A 12,054-nucleotide genomic window follows, 5' to 3' on the forward strand; every position below is an offset into this window, starting at 1 on the left:
TCACCTAGATGGACATAAAAATCATGATTATCTTTTAAGATTAAATAACTGGGGTAGTAAAAATATCCCAGGTCGGCAACCGTCAGTCCGCATTCCAGGGGACGGCCGGCAGTGATTCCCAGTGGAGTTATACGGTGAACGCGGTGAATCAGTATTCGCTGATCACCGAGCCGAATGGCACCACTTACGCACAGGTGCATGATGCGGACGGCAACCTGACCGGCAGTTATACGACGCAATATACATACGATGCCGAGAACCGTCTGAAAACGGCGGATGTCGGGACTTATCGTTATGAATATACTTACGACTATTTAAGCCGGCGGATCAGGCAGAAGGTGATCCTGAAATCGGGAGCGACCGGCCAGACGCAGTCGGAGGTCGCTTACGTCTACGACGGCTGGAATGTGGTGGGCGTCTACGACACCACGACGGCGGCGCCGACTTTCCAGAAGGGGTATCTGTGGGGCGAAGACCTCTCCGGCAACCTACAGGGCGCCGGCGGGGTCGGCGGACTGCTGGCCGAGAAGCGCGGCGGACAGACCTATCTGCCGGTCTATGACGGCAACGGCAATATCATGAGTTATTTGAATGCCTCGACCAAGGCTTCGGTGGCGGAGTACATCTACGACGCCTTCGGCCGCACAATATCTTCGAGTGGCGCGGAGGCCGACAACTTCACCTACCGGTTCAGCACGAAGCCGGTGGACGGCAATGGGCTTTACTACTACGGTTACCGTTACTACGATCCGCAGCACGGCCGCTGGATCAGTCGCGATCCGCTGGAGGAAGAAGGAGGGATAAATCTGTATGGGTTCGTTCAGAATAACGGCGTAATGAAATATGATTTGCTGGGAACATTCGTATTAAGTCCTGGATATGAGTATCGCGTATATGCTGGCGGATATCCATTATGGGGAAGTTATAATATTAGATTTTTTGAAGAAACATTACAAGAAACTTCTTCTTTTATTTCTAAAAAGATAATTGTGAGAAGTAATATGTATAGTGCATTTCGTACATCACGAGAAAGATATGATTATGGATGGGGGGCCTATCCAGGACGGAATCCAGTAATACCTACAGAAACTCCTCATGAGATGTTTTGGGCTTATGCGATGATTTTTACATGTAAATGCCAATCCAAAGATAATGGAGAGGTCTATGGTGCTGTAGAACTTTTTGAAAAATCTTCAAGCTGGCAAGTTGAAAGAGATTGGTTTGAGGGATATTCTGTGGATGGAGGAGTCTCTTTAATGAAATTAGGCATGGGCCTTTCATTTAATGGTTCAAATGTGCTTAATTTTGAAAGAGCAGGAGGCTCTGCCTATATAGCAACTGGTACAGTTTATCGTGTAGCTTATGAAGTTGGTTGGATGCTTAATAAAACCACTTCTGCAAGTATTAGTGCAATGGGGCTAGGGATGGGGTTTCCTATATTATCCCAAAATACTGTCATCGCAAAATTACGGTTTATGGTTCAAGGAACATGTTCATTTGAAAATGGTCGATTGAATCTAGATTTGGTTTATCTTGATTATTAAGAAAGTATAATATATAAGTGGAGATGATGTAATTAGTGTTTTTTCTAGATGAGTTACTATAAATTGGGGTAATTAATAATAATGTAATAAAAGAAGTGATTAGCTTGGTTTGTGATTTTTTAGTTGTAAAATAATAGAAATGGCTAAAATATTATAGCTGGTGGCATATGATAAAGATCTTGATTTTCTGTATGATGCTATTGTTGTGTGTTTTTTTAGGAATATTTGATATTTATATTTACCCAAATTTTCAAGTGGAGATAATTCCTTCAACAAGAGGAAATGGTCAAGTAAATATAAATTCAAAATTATTACTTTCGGATACAATAGAGTCAGAAGAGAATCTTTTTCAATCTTTGAGTCAATCAGCTTACAAAAAATTTTTAAAACCTATAATTAGTAGTACACAAGAAATAAGAAATTTTCCTGAATTTCTAGCTGGTTCAGTTACTTTAGGTGGTATAGGATATATTAGAAAAAATGATGGCAAAATCGATCGAATTCTTTTTAAAGTTTCTGACCCATTGACTATAAGTTTTGAAAATTTACGTAATATGAAAGTTTCTAATTATCAGTCGGATCGAATTTTAATACCATCTGGAATTACTCTTTTGACTTATACGGTGGACAAAGATAATAAAATTTGGTATTCAATACAGTATTTTTTTTCAAATCTTTATGAAGAAGAAATTTTTATAAAAAAAACTGAATTTATAATTTTCTGGAATGGAGGTTATCTTATTAATGAAATTAAAAAGAGAGAGAACCTGAAAGATAAAAAGAATTCTATAAGGAACGAATGATTATTAAATATGAATAAAAATATAATTTTACTGATATCTGTAATTGTATTCTTCATATTGTGTTTTAACAAAATTCATATTGTAAGGGCGAAAGAAGAAACCTTAATATCTAAAGATCGAGTTTATTATTTTGAAGAAAAAATTCCGACAGAAAAAGAAATCGCAGCATTATTAGATAATGTAGATTCTCAGGATAATGTACTTGGAGCACTTATAACGAATTCTGTTACTACTCAATTTTCTACAGCAGAATTAGCCGGCAATAAGGTAATTACTTTATTGAATGATAAAATTTTTGATGTTGAAAATAAAATAGAACTAATTTCTTGTTATTTTCCGGAAACATATCTTGTAAGTTTTGAGAAATTACGGGATATTGAAGTAAATGAGTATCAAGCAAAACAGATTATTGTCCCTCCGGGAATTGTTGTTTTTGCATTTACTGTGGACAATGAGAAAAAATTATGGTACAGTTTCCAATATTTTCAAAAGGGGTATGACTCAAAAGAATTTGTCAAAGAAGCTGTATTCGAAATGAAATAATTATCACATATAATTCGACAATACGATGCTGAACTATGATTATTTACGGTCGCTGACTGTACCGGGTAGACGTTGAATACCGGCAGTACGACGCACCAGCAGGCGAACTATACCTATGGTACGGACGGTCGTTATGCGACGATTTCGGACGGCGGTTATACGGCACATTATACCCACAATGCGGCCGGGCAGCTGTCGACGCTGCGGCTGGCGACGGCGACGGCCAACCAGACGGTATCGACGGCAACCCGGAGTTTTGACAGCGCTCACCGGCTGACCGGCGTCAGCACGACGGCGGGATCATTGACGAAGAACTACGGTTATACCTTGAACATCAAGGACCAGCGGATCAAGACGACGCTGGCGGACGGCAGTTACTGGGATTACGCGTATGACAACTATGGACAGGTGATCAACGCGGTGCGTAAAAACGCTTCCGGAGGGATCGCCGGGCAGTCGTTCAATTACAGCTTCGACCAGGTCGGCAACCGTCAGTCCGCCTTCCAGGGAACGACCGGCAGTGATTCCCAGTGGAGCTATACGGCGAACGCGGTGAATCAGTATTCGCTGATCACCGAGCCGAATGGCACCACTTACGCGCAGGTGCACGATGCGGACGGCAACCTGACCGGCAGCTATACGACGCAATATACCTACGATGCCGAGAACCGTCTGAAAACGGCGGATGTCGGGACTTATCGTTATGAATATACTTACGACTATTTAAGCCGTCGGATCAGGCAGAAGGTGATTCTGAAATCGGGCGCGACCGGCCAGACGCAGTCAGAGGTCGCTTACGTCTACGACGGCTGGAATGTAGTAGGCGTCTACGACACCACGACGGCGACGCCGACTTTCCAGAAGGGGTATCTGTGGGGCGAAGACCTCTCCGGCAGCCTGCAGGGCGTCGGCAGGGGGCGGTAGGCTGCTGACGGCAATATCATGAGTTTCCTGAACGCCTCGACCAAGGTTTCGGTGATGAAAAATTCTTTAGATAGTGTCGTCAATAATTTAGAGCCCGAGCGGCAATACATCTAATTTGTACGGTCTCAAGAAAGGATGATGTATTCTTCGCGTATCTGGTTGCGATTCTACGCCAGCGTTTTAACGTCAGATCATCTGAAATATCATGCCGTTCGTATGCATTCGCCATTTTTCATCACCTATAGTTTGACGTTTGCATAATATAGCACTAACCTATTGACGACACTGTCTGGGAACTACTGCAGTTGATCGCGGCGAAAATCATCGCTCTGGAATCGCCGCTTTAAGGGCGCTGTAACAATGAAGGTAGGGGGGAATGGGCGCAAATCACAGGAATAATGGAGAAATAACGATCACAAGGTGAAGCTTTCCGAATCATCATCACATCTTTCGAAGGTTCGGATGCTTCATGTAACTTTCAGGGCAGAACAGATTACGGCTTATCTTGTCGTCTCTGTAAACAACAAATCCGATGAAATTGTCGAAATGGAAAGTTGAAAAGCGAAACCGGAAGTATTAAGGTATCCGTCAGGAGAAAATTGTCGTTGCAGATCGTTGCTGCCGAAATTTTATGAACGAACTGGTTATGAAAGGGATGTTATCTTGAGTACTGTCAAGGAATTCGGTTATGACCGTCGGAGAATTGAGGCCGGAATTGCCCACATCGGAGTCGGAAATTTCCACCGTGCCCATGAGGAGTATTATACCAATCAATTGCTCGAACAAGCCGACCAGCGCAACTGGGGAATTTGCGGCATTGCGCTGCTTCCTTCGGATGAAGCGCTGGTGAACGCGCTGCGCCGCCAGCAGGGGGAATACACTTTGACGGTCTGCGGCCGCGATGGCCGCGACGAAGTGTTCCGCATCGGTTCGCTGATCGAATTGTTGTGGAGTGTCGAAGCGCCGGAAGCGGTCATCGCGAAATTGGCCGATCCAGCCATCAAAATCATTTCGATGACCATCACCGAGGGCGGTTACAATCTTGACAAAGCGAGCGGTGAATTCATGCTCGCCGATGAAAAGGTGCAGCACGACTTGAAGAATCCTGCTGCTCCGGTTACCGTTTTCGGCTTTATTGCCGCCGGTTTGCGCCGCCGCATGGAATTGGCCAACGGCCCGGTGACGATATTGAGTTGCGACAATCTTCAGCACAACGGGAATACCGCCCGCCGTGCCTTCATGGCTTTTATCGAAGCGCAGGATCGGACGCTGGCCGGCTGGGTTGAGGCCAATGTGACATTCCCGAATTCGATGGTCGACCGCATCACGCCGGCGGTGCGGCCCGCCGACCGGGAACGTTTGAACGCCGCCAATGGCACCGCGGATGCGGCGCCGGTTTATTGCGAAGATTTCATCCAGTGGGTTATCGAGGACAAATTCAGCGCCGGCCGGCCGGCCTGGGAACGGGTCGGCGTCGATTTTACCGACGATGTGACCGCTTTTGAAAATATGAAGCTCAGTTTGCTGAACGCGTCGCACACAATGCTGTCCTATCCGGCTTTCCTGGCCGGCTACCGCAAGGTGGACGACGCCATGCACGATGAGCGTTTCGTCCGTTATCTGCGTGATTTCATGGACCGGGATATTACGCCTTATGTGCCGGCGCCGGGCACGATCAATCTGGCGGAGTACAAGCAGACGTTGCTCGAACGGTTCGGCAACCGTTCCGTGAGCGATCAACTGGCCCGGCTCTGTTTCGACGGCGTGTCCAAAATTCCGGTTTATCTCGCGCCCAATCTGGCCAAAATGCTGCGGGACGGGGCGGACTTGACCCGGGTGGCCTTCTTTGCGGCGGTTTATCGCCGTTATTTGAAGGGACCGGCCGATGACCGGGGGCAGGCGTATGCGGTTGACGAACCCTGGCTGACGGCGGCGGACCGCCAACTGATTGCCGAAGATGATGCCGTCGCTTTCCTGGCGCTGTCGCCTTTTGCTTCGGTCGATTTGCAATGCGACGCCCGGTTTGTCGCGCTTTACCGGAAGATGGCGGCCGACGTGGAGGCCGATGGAACGTTGCCGGTGCTGGAAGCGATTCTGTCGCCGGACCGCTGAATGGATGCCGGGTATGGAGACGCGTACTGCCAATAAGCTCGGTCCGTTCATCGTACTGACCTTCATCTACTTCATCGTCGGGTTCCTGACGACGGTCAACGGCCAATGCCAGGGCCCGCTGAAAACCGCTTTCCTGGCGGATGCGGGTGCGTTGAAAAATACTTTCATCACGCTGATTTCCTTCTTTTTCTTTCTGGGATATCTGCTGAACAGTCCGCTCGGCGGCCGCTGGATCAACCGGGTCGGCTATAAGCGGACGCTGCTGCGGGCGCTCGGGATCATGATTGCCGGACTGGTGATGTTCTTTGCCTCCTCGTGGTTTACCGTCGCTTTTCCGGCGGTCATCGCGGTCCTCGGGCCGGCGCACATTCCGGCCGGTTATTTTATCTTCCTGACCGGTTCATTCCTGATGGGCACTGCGGCGGCCTTGTCGCAGGTGGTCATCAACCCCTATGTAGCCGCCTACGAGCTGCCGGGAACCCAGGCGGTACAGCGCATGAATATCGTCTGTGCCGTCAATTCGTTCGGCACGATGATCGCGCCTTTCTTCGTCACGACTCTGCTGTTCGGCGGCCGGGCGATGGAAGATGTCGAAGTGCGGCAGTTGATGATGCCGTTCCTGCTGCTGACCGTGTTCGTCGTGATCACCACACTGGTGACCCGGCGGCTGTACATTCCCGACCTGACGAACACCCGGACGGAGGAAGGGGAGCGGTTGACCCGCAGCATCTGGTCGTTCCGTCATTTCACGTTCGGAGTGATCGCCATTTTCTTCTATGTCGGCGCGGAGGTGGCGGTCGGCACCAACATCAACCTTCACGCGCTGGAATTGGACGGCAACGGCGCCTTGCTGCATTTTTTCGGCCGGAACCGCCTGATGATCGGTGATCTCGACCTCGGGATTCCGGCGCTGCTGGCGACGATTTACTGGGGCGGCATGATGATCGGACGCATGGTTTCCGGAGGGATGAACCGTATTTCGCCGCGCGTTCAGTTGACCGTCTCAACCATTGCCGCCGCCTTGCTGATGGGCGTCGCCATCCTCACCAGCAACCTCTGGCTGATGGCGTTGCTCGGGCTCTTCCACTCCGTGATGTGGGGGTGCATTTTCACGCTCGCAGTCAAAGGGCTGGACAAATACACCGCCAGGGCTTCCGGCATTTTCATGATGGGAGTTTTCGGCGGCGCCGTTTTTCCGGTTCTGCAGGGCGTGGCGGCCGATCTGCTCGGTTCCTGGCGCTGGACCTGGTTGATTGTCGTTGCCTGTGAACTGGTGATGCTTTTTTACGCGCTCGTCGGTTCGCGCTGCCGTGAACAGGCCTGACGGATTCCGCCGGGCCGGCGGGTGGCGTTTTCATTTCCATCGGCCGGGTTGGACAGAAATGAAAACGCAATAAAACGGGTACCGCGTCAGTCGACGAAAAGATCCCGGCCGGCGAATACCGGGTCGCTGGTCAAATTGATTCCCAGTTTGCGCAGACCCGCTTCGTCGCCCGGCGTCGGCAGGTGGCTCAAATGCATTTCACAGCCGGCCAGCCGCTTCAACTGCTTCATGGCCAGGTTGGCGGCCGGATTGGACGGTACACTGACACTGAGGGCGATCAGCGTTTCGTCCAGGTCGAGGCTCAGGCGTTTGCTGCGCAGGATTTCCTTTTTCAACGACCCGACCGAGTCGATGACTTCCGGCGACAGCAACAGCAGTTCGTCCGGCAGACCGGCCAGGTGTTTGATGGTGTTGAGAATGCAGCTGGCCGCCGCGTGCAGCAGCGGCGAATTCTTGCCGGCGATGACGGTCTGGTCCGGCAGTTGGAGCGCTGCTCCGCAATAAAAACCGTCGTTGCCTTTGCCGGGCGTGCTGGCGGCCGCCTTGGCGGTTTCCCGGGCGTTCAATACGGTGGGCCGGTCGGTTTCGGAGACGCCGAGATCGTCCATCAGCAGTTTTACCCGGTCGACGGTCTGCTGGTCGGCCACTCCCATGACGTATTCGCATTGATAGCGGAAATAGCGCCGGATCACTTCCTGAATGGCCGCTTCCCGGACGACCGCGTCGTCAGTGATGGCGAAGCCCACCCGGTTGACGCCCATGTCGGTCGGCGACTGATAGAGTTGCTCCTTGTTCATGATTTTGGCGCAGATCCGTTTGACCACCGGGAAGATTTCGATGTCGCGGTTGTAGTTGATCGCCGTCTGCTGATAGGCGGCCAGATGAAACGGATCGACCATGTTGATGTCGGCGATGTCGGCGGTGGCCGCTTCGTAGGCGAGGTTGACCGGGTGATCGAGCGGCAGGTTCCAGACCGGGAAGGTCTCGAATTTGGCATAGCCGGCGGCGACGCCGCGTTTGTATTCATGGTAAACCTGAGACAGGCAGGTGGCCATTTTGCCGCTGCCGCCGCCGGGACCGGTGACGATGACGATCGGTTTGTCGCTCTCGATATAGCTGTTGGCGCCGTAACCGTCGTCGCTGACGATCGTGTCGATGTCGGTCGGGTAACCTTTGATGCTGCGGTGGGTATAGGTGGTGATCTGGCGGCGCGCCAGCTTATTGATGAAATTGCGCACCATCGGCTGGTCCTCGTAGCGGGTGACGACGACCGCCTTGACCGGCAGCCCCCAGTCGCGCAGATTGTCGATCAGCCGCAAGGTGTCCAGATCGTAGGCGATGCCGAAATCCGCCCGGATTTTCTTGCGTTCGATGTCGCCGGCGTAAATGCAGATGACGATATCGATTTTGTCCTTGAGCATCTGCAGCAGTTGAATTTTGACATTCGGAGCGAAACCGGGCAGGATCCGGGCGGCGTGATAGTCGTAGGCCAGCTTGCCGCCGAATTCCAGGTAAAGTTTATTGTCGAACTTGGCGGCCCGCTCCAGGATGGCCGCCGATTGCTCGGCCAGATATTTGGCGTTGTCGAAACCGATGCTCTTCATCATTATGAAACTGCTCCCCGCTAGTTTTTTGCCACTTCGATTGCGCTGTTGACGTTGCCGAACGGCGCGCTGATTTGAATGCCGTCGATGGCGTCGCGCAACGCCGCCACCGTTTCCCGGGCGATGTCGATGCCGACCCTGCGCTGATCGTCCCGGCTTTGCGCCCGGGCCATCCGGGTCATGATTTGATCCGGCACGACGACGCCCGGCACTTCATTTTTCATGAATTCGGCATTGCGGTAGCTGGCCAGCGGCCAGATGCCGGCGATGACCGGCACCCGGAAATTTTCCATCGCCTCCAGCAGCCGCAGCACCGGTTCGACGGCGAATGCCGGCTGCGTGATGATGAACGAAGCGCCGGCTTCCACCTTTTCCCGCAGCCGCCGCAGTTCGCGCTCCATGTCCAGCGCGTTGGGGTCGGCGCCGGCGCCGCAGAAGAAGCTGGTCGGCGCGCCGAGTGATTTGCCGCCGATGTCGATGCCGCGATTGAGTCTCGAGGCGAATTTCAGGATGCCGATCGAATCGACGTCGAAGACGGCGGACGCGAACGGATAGTCGCCGAGTTTCGGCGGATCGCCGGTGATGAACAGAATGTTGTTGATGTGTTCCCAGGCGCAGCCGAGCAGGTCGGCCTGCATGCCGATCAGGTTTTTGTCGCGGCAGCAGCAGTGCAGGATGACCTCGATGCCGGCCTGTTTCTGGATTTCATTGGCGGTGACCGACGGAGAAATGCGGGAACTGGCGCGCGGGCCGTCCGGCAGATTGATCGCGTCGATGCCGGCGGCTTTGCAGACGCGGGCTTTTTCGATGGTCGAACTCAAGTCGAAACCGCGCGGCGGCGTGATTTCGATGCTGCTGACGAATTCGCCGCGGCAGAGCTTGGCCGCCAGCGCGGAACGCTCCGCCGGCGGAATCGGTTCGAACTGCTCCTCGACGGCCGGCACGACCTCCACCGGCGGCAGGTGCGCCCGCCGGGTCAGCGGCGTGATGCTGCGGGCGATGTCCCGGATATGTTCCGGGCCGATGCCGCAGCAGCCGCCGATGCCGCGGGCGCCGAGGTTGGCGTAACGCAGCGCGTAGGTGGTCAGGTATTCCGGGCTGCACATGTAAATCATCCGGTTGTCGACGCTCTTGGGAACGCCGGCGTTCGGCTGGACGATGACCGGATAGTGGCTCAGCGGCAATAATTTTTCCAGCGCGTCGAGCATCGGTTCCGGGCCGATATCGCAGTTGAGCCCGACCGCGGTCGGCCGGCGTTCGCTGCGGTCCAGCAGGGCGAGAATGGCGCTCAGCGGTTCGCCGTAAACGGTCTCCAGGTCGCGGTCGACGGCGAAGCTGAAGACGAACGGCAGCCGGCCGAAACGGTTGACGGCGGCGATGGCGCACTCGGTGCCGATCTGCGACGACAGCGTTTCGAACATCAGAAAATCACTGCCGGCCGCTTCCAGCGCCTGGATTTGCTCGCCGAGGATTTCGACGCCTTCGTCGAAACTGATCTGGCCGCTGGCCACCTCTTTGCCGAGCGGTCCGAGCGAGGCGGCGACCAGGGTGTTTTCGGCGCATTGCGACCGGGCGAGCCCGACGGCGGCGGTATTGATTTCGACACATTTTTCCGCCAGGCCGAACCGGGCGAGTTTCTGGCGGTTGGCGCCGTAGCTGTTGGTGGTGACGACTTCGGCACCGGCTTCGACATAGCTGCGGTGGATGTCGCCGACCACTTTGGGATTGGTCAGGTTCAGGCTCTCATAAGAGGTGTTGACGAAAAAATTCCGTTTGTAAAATTCCGTGCCGGTGGCGCCGTCGAAAATGACGACGTGATCTTGCAGGCGTTCTTTCAGCAGGTCTGTCATAGTGAACCAGTCGTTTTATCCTAATTTCTTAAACTTGCACCTTATTCCCAAGCCGGACGTTCGGAGCTGTTTGGCGGTTTTGCATGATTTCCCGGGATTGTTCCTGCCGAACCGCGGACGACCTCGCCGGTGCGGTCGTCCTCCAGCGGAAGGAAGCTCTCATCATTGACTATAACCGCATACTATACCACCTGAACCGGCAAAGTAAAACCGCGGCCGGACAAAATTCCGCTCCGATTTCATCAATCATGTCGTGGAGAGGGGGGCCGGTTGTTCAAGCCGTCCGTGTGGCGGGCGGAGGCGAAGGAGCCTGTAGAGCCGCTTCCCGGCGTCTTATTCTTCCCGGCCGGAAAATTTGCCCTGCTTGCGAAACTGGGCCGGGGAAATGCCGCGATATTTCCGGAACATGCGGCTGAAATAATAACGGTCGCAGAAGCCGGCTTCGGCGGCGATTTCGTTGATCGACAGGTTGGAGCGCACCAGCAGCAGTGCCGCATGGCGCAGTTTGATGTCCAGCAGATAACGCTGCGGCGGAATGCCGAAGCTGTCGAGAAATTTCTTGCAGAAGACGCTCCGGCTCATTTTGGCCATCGCCGCCAGTTCGTTGTTCGACGGCGACTGCGTCGGATTCTGCCGCAGGTAATGCAGAATCTGGATCAGCGCGGAGTTGATTTGCGTGTAGTTGTCGAGATAGTCCGGCGGCAACAGAGACAGCGCGACATTGACGATCGCCGCGCAGAGCAGCGACAACCGTTCGGCGGCCTGCCGTCCGGCCAGTTGTTCGCCGGCCTGGTCGATCAGCTCCAGCAGGAGCGCCGAGGCGGGCAGGCGCAGGCAGAAGTCATGGCAGTTCAGAAACGCGCCGCCGGCCAGAAAATGCAGGTAGAATTTTTCGATCTTGCCGCCGTCGGTGGCGGTGTCGAATTCGGTTTCCGGCGCGATCAGCCAGATTTCACCCGGCTGCATTTTGATGACCTGCTCCCGGTAATAGAGGATGCCTTTGTCATTGTAAGGCCGGTAAAGCCGCCAGTAGGGCACTTTCAGAATGGTCGATTTGAAATCCCAATCCAGGATGACATCTTTCCGGCAGTAGAGGATCTCGACCGGAATGCTCTTCGGCTGGATTGCCTCGTGATTGATGACGACGGGCGACGGCATTGGCGGAACTCCATTTTTTTGTCTTTGCTGCCACGGCGGCGATCGGATTTCATCGTGTGTCCGGGGCATTTCGAACGGTCGGCCGGACTGAAAAGAATCCTTGCTCTTCTAAATATAAATGCCTCTTTGCGAAAAAACAAACGGATTTTTGAGAAAAAAAGGATGATTGTACACAAAAATAAGACATTTGTG

Annotated in this window: 9 protein-coding genes; 6 read left to right on the plus strand and 3 right to left on the minus strand. The window is 53.1% G+C overall.

Annotated features, from left to right (window positions below; genetic code table 11):
* The first annotated feature begins 134 nt into the window (after positions 1 to 134).
* The 6 genes from HWX74_RS20555 to HWX74_RS16180 all read left to right on the plus strand — a co-directional run bounded on the left by HWX74_RS20555 (position 135) and on the right by HWX74_RS16180 (position 7,250).
* On the plus strand, positions 135 to 1,544 hold the full coding sequence (locus tag HWX74_RS20555) for an RHS repeat protein (protein ID WP_217704993.1): 1,410 nt from the start codon (positions 135 to 137) through the stop codon (positions 1,542 to 1,544).
* Between the two features lie 191 nt (positions 1,545 to 1,735).
* The gene (locus HWX74_RS16160) at positions 1,736 to 2,347 is read left to right on the plus strand and encodes a hypothetical protein (RefSeq protein ID WP_176014629.1); all 612 of its coding nucleotides are present in this window, start codon (positions 1,736 to 1,738) and stop codon (positions 2,345 to 2,347) included.
* Between the two features lie 9 nt (positions 2,348 to 2,356).
* The gene (locus HWX74_RS16165; protein WP_176014630.1) at positions 2,357 to 2,890 is read left to right on the plus strand and encodes a hypothetical protein; all 534 of its coding nucleotides are present in this window, start codon (positions 2,357 to 2,359) and stop codon (positions 2,888 to 2,890) included.
* Between the two features lie 72 nt (positions 2,891 to 2,962).
* Positions 2,963 to 3,814: a hypothetical protein gene (locus HWX74_RS16170; RefSeq protein WP_176014631.1), complete on the plus strand. Its 852-nt coding sequence runs from the start codon at positions 2,963 to 2,965 to the stop codon at positions 3,812 to 3,814.
* Positions 3,815 to 4,477: 663 nt separating this feature from the next.
* Complete coding sequence (locus HWX74_RS16175; protein WP_176014632.1) at positions 4,478 to 5,926, plus strand: mannitol dehydrogenase family protein; 1,449 nt, start codon at positions 4,478 to 4,480, stop codon at positions 5,924 to 5,926.
* 13 nt (positions 5,927 to 5,939) lie between these two features.
* Positions 5,940 to 7,250, plus strand: a complete 1,311-nt coding sequence (locus HWX74_RS16180) for an MFS transporter (RefSeq protein ID WP_176014633.1) — start codon at positions 5,940 to 5,942, stop codon at positions 7,248 to 7,250.
* A gap of 86 nt (positions 7,251 to 7,336) precedes the next feature.
* On the opposite strand, the gene HWX74_RS16185 is transcribed toward HWX74_RS16180, so the two are convergent.
* The 3 genes from HWX74_RS16185 to HWX74_RS16195 form a co-directional block, all read right to left on the minus strand.
* Positions 7,337 to 8,857: a DUF1846 domain-containing protein gene (locus HWX74_RS16185; protein ID WP_176014634.1), complete on the minus strand. Its 1,521-nt coding sequence runs from the start codon at positions 8,855 to 8,857 to the stop codon at positions 7,337 to 7,339.
* Positions 8,858 to 8,874: 17 nt separating this feature from the next.
* The gene (locus HWX74_RS16190; protein ID WP_176014635.1) at positions 8,875 to 10,704 is read right to left on the minus strand and encodes a bifunctional homocysteine S-methyltransferase/methylenetetrahydrofolate reductase; all 1,830 of its coding nucleotides are present in this window, start codon (positions 10,702 to 10,704) and stop codon (positions 8,875 to 8,877) included.
* A gap of 333 nt (positions 10,705 to 11,037) precedes the next feature.
* Positions 11,038 to 11,862 (minus strand): helix-turn-helix domain-containing protein, encoded by an 825-nt coding sequence (locus HWX74_RS16195; protein ID WP_176014636.1) that lies wholly within the window; start codon positions 11,860 to 11,862, stop codon positions 11,038 to 11,040.
* Positions 11,863 to 12,054: the final 192 nt, after the last annotated feature.

The organism is Victivallis sp. Marseille-Q1083, from assembly GCF_903645315.1.
Classification (GTDB): domain Bacteria; phylum Verrucomicrobiota; class Lentisphaeria; order Victivallales; family Victivallaceae; genus UMGS1518.